The organism is Cloacibacterium sp. (assembly GCF_047601505.1).
Classification (GTDB): domain Bacteria; phylum Bacteroidota; class Bacteroidia; order Flavobacteriales; family Weeksellaceae; genus Cloacibacterium.
Window position 1 is genome coordinate 89,738 of the sequence record NZ_JASGJD010000001.1, and the last position, 15,706, is coordinate 105,443.

Annotated in this window: 15 protein-coding genes; 3 read left to right on the forward strand and 12 right to left on the reverse strand. The window is 33.1% G+C overall.

Annotated elements, in window-relative coordinates:
• Positions 1–29 precede the first annotated feature (29 nt).
• Together lptB and hemB are read right to left on the reverse strand one after the other, a co-directional pair.
• On the reverse strand, positions 30–758 hold the full coding sequence (lptB, locus tag QM746_RS00415) for an LPS export ABC transporter ATP-binding protein (protein ID WP_414982405.1): 729 nt from the start codon (positions 756–758) through the stop codon (positions 30–32).
• A gap of 282 nt (positions 759–1,040) precedes the next feature.
• Positions 1,041–2,033 (reverse strand): porphobilinogen synthase, encoded by a 993-nt coding sequence (hemB, locus tag QM746_RS00420; protein WP_414982406.1) that lies wholly within the window; start codon positions 2,031–2,033, stop codon positions 1,041–1,043.
• A gap of 101 nt (positions 2,034–2,134) precedes the next feature.
• On the opposite strand from hemB, the gene QM746_RS00425 reads away from it, so the two are divergent.
• On the forward strand, positions 2,135–2,491 hold the full coding sequence (locus QM746_RS00425) for a T9SS type A sorting domain-containing protein (protein WP_374360162.1): 357 nt from the start codon (positions 2,135–2,137) through the stop codon (positions 2,489–2,491).
• Between the two features lie 48 nt (positions 2,492–2,539).
• Here the strand turns inward: QM746_RS00425 and QM746_RS00430 are convergent, their stop codons facing one another.
• From QM746_RS00430 to QM746_RS00440, 3 genes are all read right to left on the reverse strand, one after another.
• The gene (locus QM746_RS00430) at positions 2,540–4,744 is read right to left on the reverse strand and encodes a M1 family metallopeptidase (RefSeq protein WP_414982407.1); all 2,205 of its coding nucleotides are present in this window, start codon (positions 4,742–4,744) and stop codon (positions 2,540–2,542) included.
• A gap of 167 nt (positions 4,745–4,911) precedes the next feature.
• Positions 4,912–7,746 carry a T9SS type B sorting domain-containing protein gene (locus QM746_RS00435; protein WP_414982408.1) on the reverse strand — a complete coding sequence of 945 codons (2,835 nt, stop codon included), beginning with the start codon at positions 7,744–7,746 and terminating at the stop codon, positions 4,912–4,914.
• 70 nt (positions 7,747–7,816) lie between these two features.
• Complete coding sequence (locus QM746_RS00440; RefSeq protein WP_414982409.1) at positions 7,817–8,698, reverse strand: SDR family oxidoreductase; 882 nt, start codon at positions 8,696–8,698, stop codon at positions 7,817–7,819.
• A gap of 125 nt (positions 8,699–8,823) precedes the next feature.
• Between QM746_RS00440 and QM746_RS00445 the strand changes: the two genes are divergently transcribed.
• The gene (locus tag QM746_RS00445; protein ID WP_414982410.1) at positions 8,824–9,423 is read left to right on the forward strand and encodes a nitroreductase family protein; all 600 of its coding nucleotides are present in this window, start codon (positions 8,824–8,826) and stop codon (positions 9,421–9,423) included.
• Positions 9,424–9,531: 108 nt separating this feature from the next.
• Positions 9,532–10,239, forward strand: coding sequence for a purine-nucleoside phosphorylase (deoD, locus tag QM746_RS00450; protein ID WP_414982411.1), 708 nt, complete (start codon positions 9,532–9,534; stop codon positions 10,237–10,239).
• A gap of 47 nt (positions 10,240–10,286) precedes the next feature.
• Here deoD and ribA read toward each other — a convergent pair whose 3' ends face one another.
• From ribA to QM746_RS00485, 7 genes are all read right to left on the reverse strand, one after another.
• On the reverse strand, positions 10,287–10,892 hold the full coding sequence (ribA, locus tag QM746_RS00455) for a GTP cyclohydrolase II (protein ID WP_374365246.1): 606 nt from the start codon (positions 10,890–10,892) through the stop codon (positions 10,287–10,289).
• A gap of 5 nt (positions 10,893–10,897) precedes the next feature.
• Positions 10,898–11,344, reverse strand: coding sequence for a hypothetical protein (locus QM746_RS00460; protein WP_374365244.1), 447 nt, complete (start codon positions 11,342–11,344; stop codon positions 10,898–10,900).
• On the reverse strand, positions 11,344–11,955 hold the full coding sequence (locus QM746_RS00465; RefSeq protein ID WP_414982412.1) for a DUF4254 domain-containing protein: 612 nt from the start codon (positions 11,953–11,955) through the stop codon (positions 11,344–11,346). The genes QM746_RS00460 and QM746_RS00465 overlap by 1 nt, the downstream gene beginning before the upstream one ends.
• Before the next feature lie 2 nt (positions 11,956–11,957).
• The gene (locus QM746_RS00470; RefSeq protein ID WP_414982413.1) at positions 11,958–12,158 is read right to left on the reverse strand and encodes a twin-arginine translocase TatA/TatE family subunit; all 201 of its coding nucleotides are present in this window, start codon (positions 12,156–12,158) and stop codon (positions 11,958–11,960) included.
• A gap of 44 nt (positions 12,159–12,202) precedes the next feature.
• On the reverse strand, positions 12,203–13,750 hold the full coding sequence (locus QM746_RS00475; RefSeq protein ID WP_414982414.1) for a peptidoglycan DD-metalloendopeptidase family protein: 1,548 nt from the start codon (positions 13,748–13,750) through the stop codon (positions 12,203–12,205).
• Positions 13,747–14,544 carry a DUF4292 domain-containing protein gene (locus QM746_RS00480; protein WP_414982415.1) on the reverse strand — a complete coding sequence of 266 codons (798 nt, stop codon included), beginning with the start codon at positions 14,542–14,544 and terminating at the stop codon, positions 13,747–13,749. Before QM746_RS00480 ends, QM746_RS00475 begins: the two co-directional genes overlap by 4 nt.
• A gap of 100 nt (positions 14,545–14,644) precedes the next feature.
• Positions 14,645–15,664, reverse strand: coding sequence for a sugar phosphate nucleotidyltransferase (locus QM746_RS00485; RefSeq protein ID WP_414982416.1), 1,020 nt, complete (start codon positions 15,662–15,664; stop codon positions 14,645–14,647).
• Between the last annotated feature and the right edge of the window lie 42 nt (positions 15,665–15,706).

The window sequence follows — 15,706 nt, forward strand, 5'->3', positions numbered from 1 at the left end:
GGATGTTGGAAGTTAGATGATGGATATTTCTAAAATTTTTCAAATCTAAAATTCTCACCAAGATAAGCTCTTCTTACATCTGGGTCGTTTGCCAAATCTTCTGGTAAACCTTCTTTCAAAATATTTCCTTCGAACATGATGTAGGTTTTATTGGTAATTGCCAAAGTTTGTTGTACGTTGTGGTCGGTAATAAGAACTCCAATGTCTTTTTTCACCAAACTTCTAATAATTTTCTGAATATCTTCTACTGCAATTGGGTCGACTCCCGCAAAAGGTTCGTCCAAAAGAATAAAATCTGGATCTGTAGCAAGACAACGAGCAATTTCCGTTCTACGTCTTTCTCCACCAGAAAGCAAATCACCACGATTTTTACGAACGTGTTCTAGAGAAAATTCTTCAATCAGTTCATTGGTTCTGCGAATTTGCTCTTGTTTAGATTTGTTAGTGAGTTGCAAAACACCTAAAATATTATCTTCTACAGACAATTTTCTAAAAACAGAAGCTTCTTGCGCCAAATAACCAATCCCTTTTTGTGCACGTTTGTACATTGCATCGTTGGTAATTTCTTTTCCGTCAAGCGTAATTTTGCCAGAAGTAGGTTTTACTAATCCCACAATCATATAGAAAGTGGTGGTTTTACCAGCTCCATTTGGACCGAGTAAACCTACAATTTCTCCTTTTTTTACTTCTACGGAAACGCCTTTTACTACTTTCTTAGGCCCGTATTCTTTAATTAAATTTTCGCCACGTAAAATCATAGAGACAAAGATATGAAAAATGTTGGATGTTGGATGTTGGATGTTGGATAAGGAAGTTTTTAAATAGCGAAACCCTTTCTGCGTTTTTGTGTATGTTTTATAACGCAGAAAGGGTTGGTGGTATTTTGAACTATAAGTTATTTTTAGAAAATTAGGCTCTGAAAATCCCTGAACTTGCGCCCCGACTTGAGTGGAGCTCTTTTTGTTTTTTTTGGTTCTTCGACTTTGCTCAGAATAACAAAAAAAACAAAAAAGCGGGAACGGAAGGCGGATTAAGGCGCCCTAGTTATTCAATAAAATAGCAGCTTCTTTTGCAGCATAAGTAAAAATCATATCTGCACCCGCTCTTTTGATACACGTAAGACTTTCGATAATGGCTTTGTCGTTATCTAACCAACCGTTTTGCGCAGCAGCTTTCAGCATGGCATATTCTCCGCTTACATTATAAACTGCGATGGGTAAATCTATTTCCTGACGCACTTTTGCTACGATATCTAAATATGGCAAACCTGGTTTTATCATGATAATATCCGCACCTTCTTCAATATCTTTATAAACTTCGTTTAGCGCTTCTCTAGAATTATGAAAATCCATTTGATAGGTCTTTTTATCTTTCGGAATTTCTTGTAAATCTTTTGGAGCAGAATCTAAAGCACTTCTGAATGGCCCGTAAAATGAACTTGCGTATTTTGCAGCATAACTTAGAATTCCCACATTTACATGTCCTGTTTCTTCTAAAGCTTGTCTTATTGCAGCAACTCTACCATCCATCATATCACTTGGTGCAACAACATCTGCACCTGCATCTGCATGAGAAACAGACATTCTTGCCAAAGCATCATTGGTAGCGTCGTTGTCTATTTGTCCGTTGGTGATAATTCCGTCGTGTCCGTAAATTGAATAAGGGTCTAGTGCAACATCTGGCATTACAACCATCTCTGGAACTGCATTTTTAATTTCTCTAATGGTTCTTTGCATAAGACCATCTTTGTTCCAAGCCTCTGTCCCTAAGTTGTCTTTTAAATCTTCTGAAACTTTCATGTAAAGATTAACTGCTTTAACTCCTAAAGAAAATAATTCTTTACATTCTTTTACCGTTAAATCTACTGTTCTACGAAAAATTCCTGGCATTGAAGGAATGGGTTCTTGCGAATTCTCTCCTTCCATTACAAAAATAGGCATTACCAAATCATTAGTGGTAAATACTGTTTCTCTTACCAAACTTCTTATGCTTTCGTTGGCACGTAATCTTCTATTTCTTGAAAAAATAATCATCTTTGGAATACTATTTGTTTTATACTTTGCAAATTTAGTCAATAAAAACTATTGTATAAATCGTTTATTTTAGATAATTTTGTAACACACTACAAAGTATAATGAAGAAACTTTTATTTTTTGTAACATTTTCGGTAAGTTTTTTAATGTTTTCGGGCGAAGCTAAAGCCCAAGAAACATTGAGAGAGCCGCTATCTGCATCTCAGAAATCTGATGATGGAGCTTTGGTTGCTTACCCAAATCCTACAAGAGATTTCATTATAGTAAAAGCTAAAAATCCTTCTTTAAAAGTAAAATCTGTTACCTTCTACTCTATTATCGGGACACAAGTGTTGGATATTTCTGCAAATTCTAACACCGCCGAATTAAGATTAGACAGACTAAAACCGGGTAAATATCTGATGAAATATACTTTATCTGATAATACTCAAAAGGTTACTCAAATTGTAAAACAATAAAATTAAAATAAAAACCACCGAAATTTCGGTGGTTTTCTGTTTAACGTCTTATTCTTTATTAAAATCAAATTTCTGACCTCCCTGAGAAAGAACCAACGATTTTTTATCTTTAGCAAACTGAATTTCTAAACCAGCAGCTTCAAAGAGAAACTTATCACTACCATCATAGCTCAATTCAATCGCTTGTTGATTTCCTGCTTGTCCTACTAATTTATTATTTTCTACTTTAAAAGTAATTTTAATAGGTAGTTGTTTGCTAGAAAACGTGCCTACATAATCTTGTAAATTCACTTTTTCTGCGGCAGCTGAAGTTTGCTGAGAAGCTTTCCAAACATTATTTTTCATATCAACATCTGGAATTTTATTTTCTGGATCTACAGCTACTTCCTGAATTTCTTTGTTAGAATTTACTTTAAAAGTCCATGTTTTATTTCTTTTCCAAACCTCAATTGGAATTTTAACAGTTTGTGTAGAAGCATCTTTAAATTTAACTTGTACTGTAGTCGGCATCGGCAATTGTCCTAAATTTTCAACAGTAATATTAGCTCCTTTATTAAAATCACCATCTATATATTTCACTGTTTTCACAGATTGGTCTATTTTCCATTTGTTAAAGAACCAACCTCTCCAAAACCAATTAAGCTCTTCACCAGAAACATTTTCCATGGTATGGAAAAAATCCCAAGGCGTAGGATGTTTAAAAGCCCATCTATCAATATATGTTCTAAATGCTTTATCAAATTTTTCTGGTCCTAAAATGCTTTCTCTAAGCATATACAAGCCTAAACCTGGCTTCATGTATGCCAAAACACCAATACTTCCTTCTTTCATATTATCTGCTCCAGACATTACAGGTTCGGTATTATCATTAAAGAACATCCCAGAAAACCATGCAACATTTTTTTTACGATAATATTCTCCTTTATTGAAATTTTCGGTAGAAAGTTCATTTATAAAAGTATTAAAACCTTCGTCCATCCACGCAAAAAGTCTTTCGTTAGAACCTACAATCATAGGAAACCAATTATGCCCGAATTCGTGGTCTGTAACGCCCCAAAGTTCTTCTCCAGCAGATTGATAATGACAAAAAACAATACCTGGATATTCCATTCCTCCTTCGTTACCAGCTACATTAGTTGCTGCAGGATAAGTATATTCATACCATTTCTTAGAATTATACTCTATGGAATATTTGGTATATTCTGTAGATCTTCCCCAAGCCTTTTCCCCAGCACTTTCTACAGGATAAGCAGAAATTGCCAAAGATTTTTTACCACTTGGCAAATTAATTCTTGCCGCATCAATAATAAAAGCTGGCGAAGATGCCCAAGAAAAATCTCTTGCTTCATTAATTTTGAATTTCCAAGTTTTAGTACCCGAAGAATTAATTTTAGCTAGCGCAGATTCTGGACGAATCATTACCGTTTTATCGCTATTTTTAGCTTGTTCCCAAGATTTGTTTTCTTCTTTAGTATAAACTTCATTTGAATTTAACAATTCTCCTGATGCTACCACATAATGATTTGCAGGAACCGTGATATTAGCGGTAATGTTTCCGTATTCTAAATAAAATTCTGACGCACCTAAGTAAGGCAAAGTATTCCAACCCATTACATCATCATACACACACATTCTTGGATACCATTGAGCCACAGTGAATATTTTACCGTTTTTAGTATCCAAAATCCCCATTCTATCAGAACCATATTTTGGTGAGATAAAAGAATATTCTATCTTAATTTTTGCGATTCCTCCGTTAGATTTTAATCCTTTTGGCAAATCAATCTGCATTCTGGTATCCGTAATGGTATATTGAGCGTCTGTTCCATCAATTTTTACAGATTTTATTTTATATCCTCCATCTAATTCTTCACCATGAGTTCCGTTTCTACTTCCTGACATAGGAATTACTGCGTTACCGCGAGAATCTTTCGAGAATAAATTTTGGTCTAATTGCAGCCAAAGAAACCCCAATTGGTCTGGACTGTTATTGGTGTATGTAATTTCAGAAGTACCTGTAATCTCATTTTTTGCATCATTAAGAGATACATTAAGTACATAATCTGCGGAATTTTGCCAGTATTTATGCCCTGGTTGTCCGCTTGCAGACCTCGTTTCTGTACCTGTAGAAGTATAGAAAAATGGCTTGAACGCTTCGTTGTAATCGTACTTAGGAGCTTCTTGAGCGAAAACTCCTGATGTAAACATAAAAACAGCAATTGCTGTAATTAATTTTGGAAGTTTAAAATTCATCGAAAAAAATCTTTTTTTTAGTATTGGTAGTGAAGATTAGCTTTATTGTTACAAATATCTAAAAGAAATTTCATTTTTTAATGAAACCTCCTTCTAAAATTTACCATTTTAAACTAATTTTAATCTTTTATTTCAAGAGAAACCCCTTTAGAAAAAAGAATTTTTATTTATTTTCTAGTTTTTAATAGAATCCAACCTGTTCTTGTATAATTGTTTTCAATCTCTAAAACATACCAATAAGTATCTGATGGAAGCGTTCTTCCCAAATAAAAACCATCCCAATTAAATTTAGAAACATCTTCTGTATGAAAAACTTTTTTACCAAATCTATCATATATTGAAAGTTTTGCTTTAGAAAAATATTCTATATTATTCACCTTCCATACATCATTATAACCATCCTGATTAGGCGTGATAACATTGGGTATAAAAAGAACTGCCGAATTAGCGATTGCAGTACAAGAATTGATTTGCGATTTTACAAATACTTCATAAATAGCAGCTTTTAAATTAGGAAAAACATTGCTGATTTGCCAATTTACATTATCTAAAGAGTATAAATAAGGAGGATTCCCTCCTTCAGCATAAATTTCCAAAAAATTTTCTCCACTTTTTATATTTGTGATGGTTGGCGTAACACCTGCAACTACTTCAACAGATTGCGTCGCGGAGCAACCATTACTGTCCGTAATTTTCACAGAATAAATCCCGGGAGACGTAACATTTATTTTCTGGCTATATTGTTTAGGTACAGTATCCCATTCATAATTATCAAAACCACCTCCTGCATCTAAAACAATGGTTTCTCCGTCACAAATAGAAGTATCGTGCAACGAATCAGAATAAGGTGCAGGTAAAATAGTTACTTTAATCTCTGTCCTTGCACTTTCGCAAGTTCCATTATTTTGCGAAACCCAATAAGAAAAAACTCCTGATTGAGAAGTGCTTGGAGTTGGCGCAACTGAACTTCCTGTTCCTCCAGTTGCCGTTGTGTACCAGAGTAAACTTGTTCCAGTTGCAGATAAAACAGTTGCTGCAGAATTTTGACAAAACTGAAAATCTGAAACCAAAGGCAAGGTTGGAATCGCTAGAATAGAAACTTTAATCTGGGCTCTTGGACTCTCACAACCATTTACATTTTGCGAAACCCAATAATAGGAATCACCAATTTGAGTAGTGCTAGGAATGGGAGCATTAGGGCTACCAACGCCTCCAATTTGCGACGTGTACCAGAGTAAATTACTACCATTAGCCGTTAATGCTATAGCTATTGAATTCTGGCAGAAATTTACATCAACTACTTGTGGAGCACTAGGAATTGCAAAAACGGTAACTGTAATTTTTGCTCTGGAACTTTCGCAACCATTTACTGTTTGAGAAACCCAAAAAGAGGTGCTCCCAACTATAGAAACATCTGGAATTGGTGCAATATTACTTCCGACTCCTCCATTTTCAGAATTGTACCATAATAAATTATTTCCAACAGCACTTAATGGAAGTACAGCTCCATTATAACAATATTGAACATCTGCTACCTGTGGAGGATTTGGATTAGACAAAATATTAACCTTAATCTCTGCTCTTGCACTTTCGCAAGTGCCATTATTTTGCGAAACCCAATAAGAAAAAACTCCTGATTGAGAAGTGCTCGGAGTTGGCGCAACTGAACTTCCTGTTCCTCCAGTTGCTGTTGTGTACCAAAGCAGGTTTGTTCCAATTGCAGATAAAGCAGTTGCTGTTGAATTTTGACAAAATTGATAATCTGAAACCAAAGGCGCATTAGGATTCGGTAGAATATTAATTGTAACTTTTGAACGAGAACTTTCGCAACCATTCACAGTCTCCGTAATCCAATAATCTTTAGAGCCTAACACCGAAGTATCAATATTTGGAGGTAAAGCATCTGGAATACCTCCAGTTGAAGAAGTGTACCAAAGAATTTTGGCGCCAGATATTAAAACTGAATTTCCTGTAGAATTTTGACAAAAATTGAAAACTTTTGTAGCAGGAGCAGAAGGATAACCATGAACCACAGCCTTGTAATTAGAAGAATAAACCCTACAATTTGGTGATGAAATATTGGTAGATTCTCCAACTATAAATCTATACAAATCATTATTATGGTATGAACCCGCGGCAACATTTAAAACATTATTTGTTGACGCTGAAGATAAATCAATCCAAGTATTACCTCCATCTGTACTTTTTTGCCATATAAAATTAGGCACACTATATGTTCCGGCACTTATATTCGCGGTTAATTGAAATCCTAAAGAATTATCACAAACTCCAGTTGTAAAAACATCTAATGAAGTAGAAACAGTAGTCGCGGGACCGCACGGACTAAAACTTATATCATCAATAGCCAAATCATTTCCTATACCTCCTTTTTTATTGTTTATAAGAACTACCTCAACATCTCCAGAAGTGATTGAAGATTTAAAATCAAGGTAAAAATTAGTCCATTTTCCTGTTTCAGGTAAATCGCCAGAAGAAATTTGCCCTAAAATAACTCCCGAAGAATTCTCAATTCTAAAAGTTACATCTGGCTTAATTTGATTAGCGCCTGGCGTAATTAAATTCAAAATCCAAGCTGAAAAACGATATACTTGATTAGGACACAGCCCCGAAACTTTTCTTCTGTAAAATTCTCCCGCTGTGTTTTCATCTGCATTTACAATAAGCATATTCCCATATTTGCCAGAACCATCATCAGTATGATCTGCACTATTTACCCAAGCCCAACCAATATTAGTCCCCGTGAAATTCGAAATAGTATAATACTTATCATTAGGTGGGAAAGTAGGAGAATATATATAATTGGTGTAAGCTGGGAAAACTAAAGCTGGAGAAATTACCTGCCAAGAATTAGTAACACTGCCAAAAGTTTCCATAAATATTGGCGCCCCAAAAGAGCCACCACACAATTGAGCAGAAAATTTGCTTAGAAACAATACAAAAAGTAGAAGAAAAAATTTTACACAATTTATCAAAGACTTCATTGTCTTATTTTTAGACTATAAAAATAATCAATTAAATTAAAAATCCCGAAAATATTTTCGGGACTACTTTTTAAGAATTTTTCTTTGCTTTTATCATCATTTCTAGCATATCCCACATTTCTTGCGGAATCTGTTCTAGCATATTAAATTCTCCCGCTCCTTGCAACCATTCACCACCGTCTATTGTTACTACTTCTCCATTTACATAAGCAGAAAAATCTGAAACCAAATACCCAGCTAAATTCGCCAATTCTTGATGCTCTCCCACTCTTCTTAGTGGAACTTTTTTCTTCATGTCAAATTTCTCTGCCAAATCTCCCGGCAACAATCTTTCCCAAGCTCCTTTTGTAGGGAATGGTCCTGGCGCAATAGCATTGAATCTGATATTGTATTTTGCCCATTCTACTGCCAAACTTCTCGTCATAGCCAATACACCAGCTTTTGCACAAGCAGATGGAACTACATAAGCAGAACCCGTCCAAGAATAAGTAGTGACAATATTAAGAACCGTTCCCGGGATTTTATTATCTATCCAATATTTCCCTACGGAAAGTGTACAATTTTTAGTTCCCTTCAATACAATATCGAGAATTGAATCGAATGCAGAATGCGTTAATCTTTCGGTGGGAGAAATAAAATTTCCAGCGGCATTATTCAGTAAAATATCAATTTTACCAAATTCTTTAATAGCAGCTTCCTTCATAGCTTCTACCTCATCCCAATTCCTCACATCACAAGCTACAGAAAGCACTTTACCTCCAGTTTCGGCTTCTAATTCGGCTGCTGTAGCTTGTAATTTTTCTAAATTTCTAGAAGTAATAACAACTTTAGCGCCTAATTGAAGAAAATATTTAGTCATGGCTTTTCCTAAGCCACTTCCGCCTCCTGTTACAATGGCAACTTTATCTTTTAATGCATCTTCTCGAAGCATGGGTTGGGTATATAAATTCATAATTAAATTTTAATTTTTTAAAAATACACATTTATAAATTTCTAATAAAAAAATCTATTATGCAATGACGATATTTTTCTCAGGCTAATAATTAATTGAATAAATTTGTAGTAAAATATCGAAATATGAACTTTCTGGAATTAATGCAGCAACGTTATACCACCAAAAGGTATAATCCAAACGAAAAAATTGATGTAGAAAAAATAGAACAATTAAAGCAAATTCTTAATCTTACACCTTCTTCTATCAACAGCCAACCTTGGAATTTTATTTTTATTGAAAATCAAGAATTAAAGACAAAATTAGCAGGTGTATCTCGCCACAACACGCAAAGAGTAATAGATTGCAGTCATTTAATTGTATTTAATGTTATCAATAATTTAGATTTTTTCGAGAAACAAATCTCAGAAAATTTACCAGACGCAGCGGTTAATTATTACAAAACTTTTCTAAAACCGCTTCCAGAAGAAGAAGTAAAAGCTTGGATGAAAAATCAAATTTACATTTCTTTAGGCGTTTTTCTTACAGCGTGTGCTTCTCTTGGAATTGATGCAACGCCAATGGAAGGCATTGAAGGAGATAAATACACTGAAATCTTGGGTTTAGAAAATCACCTCACAACTTTTGCTGTTTGCATTGGTAAACATCACGAAGAAGACACCAACCAATTAAAATTTCACGCTAAAAAAAGAATCGAGAAAGATAAAATTATCTCTGAAATATAATTTTGATTTAAAAACATATTCTTTTCCTGAATAAATATAGCAATTATAAAAATCTTCTTCTCGTAGAAAATAAAGTTCTTATCTTTGTTATCCTTTAATTTTAAAATTATGAGCGTACACATTAGTGCAAAAAAAGGAGAAATTGCAAAAGTGGTTCTCCAACCGGGCGACCCATTAAGAGCGAAATATATCGCTGAAAATTTTTTAACTGACATAAAATTAGTTAGCCAAACCAGAGGAATTTATTATTTTACTGGATTATACAAAGGTAGAGAAATCTCTGTTGGAGCTAGCGGAATGGGAGTTCCAAGCATTGGAATCTACTCTTATGAACTTTTTACAGAATATGAAGTAGATACAATTATTAGAATAGGAACTTGTGGAGCTTACACTACAGATTTAAAACTTTTCGACTTGCTAAATGTAGAAAATTCTGCCAGCGAAAGTACTTATGCAAAATTTGCTTGGGGAATTGAAGAAGAGTTGATACCTCATCAAGGAAAAGTTTTTGATGTAATTAATGATACAGCTTCTTCGCTTTCTATTAATGCAAAACCTACAAATATTCACACAAGTGATATTTTTTACAGAAAAGATTCTAATCTACCTGCTGTTGCAGAAAAATACAATTGTTCTGCTGTAGAAATGGAAGCTTTTGCTCTTTTTGCAAATGCTAAACATTTAGGAAAAAATGCAGCAACTATTTTAACGGTTTCGGATATTATACCAACTTTCGAAAAAATTTCGGCAGACGAAAGAGAAAGAGCGTTAAAACCAATGATTGAATTAGCTTTAGAAACAGCAATTAAATTATAATTTTTAAATATTAGTCATAAAAAAACGCTCAGAGTTGAGCGTTTTTTTTATTCTTTAATATTCTTGTCATCTTCTAAAAGATGCCCGAAATAATCTTTTTTTGTTTGCAGATATTCTTTACTATTTTCGTTTGCTTTAATTTGCAGAGGAATTCTTTCGTTAAGATTTATTTCGCTGTTTTCTACATATTTTATTTTTTCAGGATTATTGGTAAGAAGATTAATGTCTTTAATTCCTAAAATTTTTAAAATATCTATTGCTACGTTAAAATCTCTATCATCTGCAGGCAACCCAAGTTGAAGATTTGCTTGCACCGTATCAAAACCTTTTTCTTGCAAAGCATAAGCCTTCAATTTATTAATAATCCCAATATTTCGTCCTTCTTGTCTTAGATAAACAATTGCACCTCCATTTTCTTGGGTATATTTCATTGCAGCATCTAATTGCTGTCCGCATTCGCATTTTTTAGAATGAAAAACTTCTCCAGTGATGCATTCGGAATGAAAACGAACATTTACAGGTTTCGAAAAATCTGTATTTTCGGCAACCAAAGCCATCTGAGGCATCCAGTCGTTATCATTTTCAGAGAAAGCAATCATTCGGAAGTTTCCATATTCTGTAGGCACGTTGGCTTCCGCTTGTATTTTTATCATTCTTTTTATTCGGTAATTTTTTCAGACTCTATCAAAGTAATGTTTGTTTTTACTTTTGCCATAAATCTATTAAGAAGTTCTAACTCATCTTGAGGCAAACTGCTTTTTAATTTTTGAATGTTGATAAAAGTCTTTTTATAAAGGGCATAAGCTTCATTTTTGCTAATTAAATCTTTCTGCTTAACGGCATAAAGATAATCTGTAATATGAAGTTTTAATTTATAAATCTCAGAATTCATACTTCTACTGCTAAAAATAGGAAATTCTGATAAAAGATTAGAAAGTTCTGAGGTATAAGTAACAGTATTTACAGAAGTTGTAGTTCTATCTGTAAAACTTGTTGTTGAATTATAACTGCTAAAACTATTAGAAAGTGGCGATAAGTTTAATTTTTCTACAGAGCAAGACGTCCATAGAAGCGAAACAAGCAATAAACCTATCCATTTTCTCATTAATTTTTAACTTTTTGATACAAAACAGGGTTAAGACTTTCATCATTGTACATTTTCATTTGTTTGTACGTTTTCATCTTAACATTTCCGTTCTCAATATCTTCTAATAACAAATCAATAGCTTGACTTAAGTCTTTTTTCTGTTCCAGAAGAACATTTAGTTTTTCTGTACATTTGGCTCTATGTTCATCCGAAGCAGATTCTCTGGTTGCTTCTAAATTCATGTGATAAACTTTCAATACCAAAATAGAAAGTCTGTCAATAGCCCAAGCTACGGTTTCTGTATTAAGTTTTGCATCAGGTTTAGGAGTTACGTTTTGGTATTTTTGAAGAAACCAACTGTCTATATATTCTACTAAATCTGTTCTTTGCTGATTAGATGCATCAATTCTTCTTTTGAGTTTTAAAGCATCATCCGGATTAATGTTTTCGTCTCTAATGATATCTTCGAAATGCCATTGCACGGTATCAATCCAGTTTTTAGCATACAAAAGTTGTTCCAAACTCCCTTTTTCGAATGGATTATTGATAGGAAAATCTACATTGTCATTAATATGATAATCTTCAACAGATTTGCTGAAGATTTCCCAAGCTGAAGAAGTAAAAGACATAATTAATTAGAGTTTTCAGTTTTGTTAGAATCTTCTGGTTTTTTATCGTCTTCTTTTACAGCGTCTTTGAATTCTTTAATTCCGCTTCCTACGCCTTTCATTAATTCTGGAATTTTCTTTCCTCCAAATAATAAAAGGAGAATAATAGCAACAATAATGATATGTTGTGCGGATAAACTTAATATAACAAGTGGTGAAATCATTTTATAAAAATTTTCTACAAATGTACATAAAAAATACACATAAATTAATAGGAAACCCAACCAAGAGGATCTACTGGAGTTTGCCCATTCCAAACTTGGAAATCTAGAGCATAAATCCCTTCAATATCAGAACCAACACCTCCAATAATTGTTCCCGCAGACACTTGTTGACCTTTTGCAACATTAGTAGATTCTAAATTACCATAAATTGTAAAATAATCCCCATGTTTTACTAAAACTGTTTTTGCACCTCCAGTTACAAGAATATTAGCGACAACACCAGGGAAAACACATCTTGCTTTACTTCCGGCAGGTACTTTTATTTTGACACCATTATTTTCAATAATTATATTTTTAAAAACAGGATGCGGTTGTTTTCCAAACCTTTCAATAACGGTACCACTAGAAACAGGAAAAGACATTCTTCCTCTATTTTCAGCAAAACTACTTCCAGCTACAACTTTGCTTACACCGAAGTCTTTCATTTTTTGTTCTTCGATGGCATCTTTTTCTTTCTCTGTTTTTACCTCGAGTGCTTTAGATGCATTTCTTGCGTTATCTGCTTTAGCTTGAGCAGCTTTTAATCTATCGTCAGATTCTTTTTTCTCTTTTTCGGCTTTTGCAATTTTCGCTGCGTCATTTTTTGCTCTCGCCTCTTTTTCTGCTTTTTCTTTATCAGCAGCTATTTTTGCAAGTTTTCTTTCTTCCTCTTCGGCTTTTTTCTTTTCTGCAGCTAGCCTATCAGCTTCCGCTTTCCTTGCCGCTTCTAGTCTTGTTTTTTCTTTTTCAGCTGCTATTTTAGCTAATCTTATACGTTCTGCTTCAGCCTTTTTCTCGGCTTCTTCACGTTCTCTAGCTTTTCTAATTTCTTCGTTAATGATATTTCTAATTGCAGATTCTACCTTTTTATTTTCGGCTTGTTTTGCTCTTAAATCTGCGGTAAGTTTGGCTTCATTTTTCTTAAATTCTTGCAAAAGAACCTCTTTGTCTTTTCTTTCTTTTTGTATAACTACTAAATCCTGCTTTTGTCTGTTAAGCAAAGCATCTTTTTCGTTTACCGATTTTTGTTTTAGAGAGATAGATTTTTTTATTTGGGTAGCTTTATCCGAGATTTCGGCAGCTTTTTTATCTTGATATTCTCCGTATTGTTTTAAATACTGAACTCTTCTAATAGCTTCGCCTAAATTTCTGGAAGAAAGGATAAAAGTAACTTTATTTTGAACGCCTTTATTTTTGTATGCTTTTACGAGAATATCCGCATAGTCTTTTCTTAGAACTTTTAATTCTCTATTGAATTTATTAATTTCTAATTGGCGTTTGTAGATATCATCTTCAATATATCTTTTTTCTTTTTGGGTATTATTTACCACTTTTTCTCTAAGCGTAATTTTTTGATTTACGCCAGCAAGATAAGCCAATGAAAGTTTTGTTTCGCCTTTTGCTTTTGCTAGTTCTGCGTTAATGTTAGCAATTTGTTTCTTCAGTTCGGCATTTTGTCTTTGGAGTTGCTCTTTTCTATTTTCTGGTTGCTGAGAAAAGGCAAAGCCGAACATCAATAATCCTAAAAATAAACTCAGTTTTCTATGCATCATTTAATTATGGTCTTTGTGTAATTAGCAGGAATGGAAAAAGGTGTTTCCATCTTCAAAAAGTCAAATTTCGTATTTTCTATGAAAATCTGGTCTGTTTTCTGTCCTTTTATAATTATTTTAACATTTTTTGGGAGTTTTTGTGAACCAATATTTTCAAAATTATCATAATTAATTTCTAACGTATTTTTCGAAGTTAAGTCTTCTAAAAAAACTTTTTTAAGGTCCAATTCTTTATCATAATCAAGGCTTATTTTGTATTCGCTTTTTTTACCATTGGTTTCAAAAATTTGATTTTTTATAGAATTTAAAACAAATCCTTGTTCGTTTGGCGTAAGAGAATAATCATTTTCATTAACTGGAACAAACGTTTTCCCCAGTAATAAATTTTGCAAAGAATTATAATCTATAAAATTAACTTTCAATAAATTATTAATATAAGAAAAATCTGAATCTATATAAGTTTTATTTACTTTTTCATAACCTTTAATCCCAGAAGGAGTTGCAATTCCTCTAGCCATATTGATAAATAAAGCTTGCAAATTAATCCAAACTTTTTGATTGTTTTCGATGTAAAATGTAGCGTCTAAAGTTGGTACAAATTGCCCAGTTTCCGCATCTATTTTACTGCTAATTTTTATACTTTCAAAATCATCTTTTTTCAATATTTTATCAAAAAAAGCTTTGTTAGAATTTACAATTGGTTTTTCAACTGGTACATTAGTTTGAACAACGGTTTTGCTTTTACAAGAAAGTAAAGCTAATGCCGCAAATATACTTAGAATAAAATTTTTCATAATTTTTATAATTGTTTCCAAAAAAACATTACAATTATAACGCCAAAACACACAAATGATTTTGTGTGTTTTGATATTTTAAGAGATTAGAACAAATTTATTAGTCTTTAGAATGAAAATCTAAAACCGAATAATCTCCCAAAGAAATCTCTCTGGAAACGCCGTAATAATGCGCATTGTTTCCAATCATAGAATTGCTAAGATTACCATGATTAATAATGGTTTTTTCTTGAACAAGAGAAGTTTCAATATTAGAATTCACAACACTTGTTCCGTTTCCTAGAGAAACATAAGGTCCAATTTTAGAATTTATAATTTCTACATTTTCGCCAATAAAACACGGCGGAATGATAAGACTAGCCTCAATTTTTGCCGAAGCTGGGAAATGAGACATTTCTTCTTTTTCGTAGTCTAAAATTTTGCCATTGGTTTCTACTGTAGCATTTTTATTACCGCAATCCATCCAATCATCTACTTTACCAAGAGAAAATTTAGCTCCTTTTTGTCTGAGATTTTCAAGAGCGGTAGTTAATTGATATTCTCCACCTTGCTTAATGTCATTATTCATGATAAAATTGATTTCGTCCATCAATTTTTCAGCAGATTTGAAGTAATAAATTCCGATAATTGCCAAATCAGAAACAAAAGTTTGCGGTTTTTCTACAAAATCTGTAATAAAACCATAATCATCTAATTTTACAACCCCAAAAGCAGAAGGATCTTCTACTTTTTTCACCCAAATTACACCATCAGAAACTTTATCTAATACAAAATCTGCACGGAAAAGCGTATCAGCAAATGCAATTACTACATCACCTTGCATAGAATTTTCGGCACATTTTATAGCGTGAGCCGTTCCTAAAGGTTCATCTTGAGTATAAATACTTCCTTTAGCTCCTAATTTTTCTGCAATTTCTATAAGAGATTTTTCTACTTCTTCGCCGAAATCTCCAATAATAAAAGCAATTTCGTCTATTTTTTCTCCCGCTACTTTAGCAATATCTTCTACTAATCTTTGTACAATAGGTTTACCAGCAATAGGAATTAAAGGTTTGGGAACCGTAAGAGTATGAGGTCTAAGTCTGGAACCGCGTCCAGCCATTGGAACGATAATTTTCATTGATAATAATTTTCTTGAGTTTTTATTTTTTCCTTTGTTATT

Excerpts from the sequence above, each read along its gene's own strand:
- lptB (WP_414982405.1), bottom strand. The coding sequence starts at position 758 with ATGATTTTACGTGGCGAAAATTTAATTAAAGAATACGGGCCTAAGAAA.
- hemB (WP_414982406.1), bottom strand. The coding sequence starts at position 2,033 with ATGATTATTTTTTCAAGAAATAGAAGATTACGTGCCAACGAAAGCATA.
- QM746_RS00425 (WP_374360162.1), top strand. The coding sequence starts at position 2,135 with ATGAAGAAACTTTTATTTTTTGTAACATTTTCGGTAAGTTTTTTAATG.
- QM746_RS00430 (WP_414982407.1), bottom strand. The coding sequence starts at position 4,744 with ATGAATTTTAAACTTCCAAAATTAATTACAGCAATTGCTGTTTTTATG.
- QM746_RS00435 (WP_414982408.1), bottom strand. The coding sequence starts at position 7,746 with ATGAAGTCTTTGATAAATTGTGTAAAATTTTTTCTTCTACTTTTTGTA.
- QM746_RS00440 (WP_414982409.1), bottom strand. The coding sequence starts at position 8,698 with ATGAATTTATATACCCAACCCATGCTTCGAGAAGATGCATTAAAAGAT.
- QM746_RS00445 (WP_414982410.1), top strand. The coding sequence starts at position 8,824 with ATGAACTTTCTGGAATTAATGCAGCAACGTTATACCACCAAAAGGTAT.
- deoD (WP_414982411.1), top strand. The coding sequence starts at position 9,532 with ATGAGCGTACACATTAGTGCAAAAAAAGGAGAAATTGCAAAAGTGGTT.
- ribA (WP_374365246.1), bottom strand. The coding sequence starts at position 10,892 with ATGATAAAAATACAAGCGGAAGCCAACGTGCCTACAGAATATGGAAAC.
- QM746_RS00460 (WP_374365244.1), bottom strand. The coding sequence starts at position 11,344 with ATGAGAAAATGGATAGGTTTATTGCTTGTTTCGCTTCTATGGACGTCT.
- QM746_RS00465 (WP_414982412.1), bottom strand. The coding sequence starts at position 11,955 with ATGTCTTTTACTTCTTCAGCTTGGGAAATCTTCAGCAAATCTGTTGAA.
- QM746_RS00470 (WP_414982413.1), bottom strand. The coding sequence starts at position 12,158 with ATGATTTCACCACTTGTTATATTAAGTTTATCCGCACAACATATCATT.
- QM746_RS00475 (WP_414982414.1), bottom strand. The coding sequence starts at position 13,750 with ATGATGCATAGAAAACTGAGTTTATTTTTAGGATTATTGATGTTCGGC.
- QM746_RS00480 (WP_414982415.1), bottom strand. The coding sequence starts at position 14,544 with ATGAAAAATTTTATTCTAAGTATATTTGCGGCATTAGCTTTACTTTCT.
- QM746_RS00485 (WP_414982416.1), bottom strand. The coding sequence starts at position 15,664 with ATGAAAATTATCGTTCCAATGGCTGGACGCGGTTCCAGACTTAGACCT.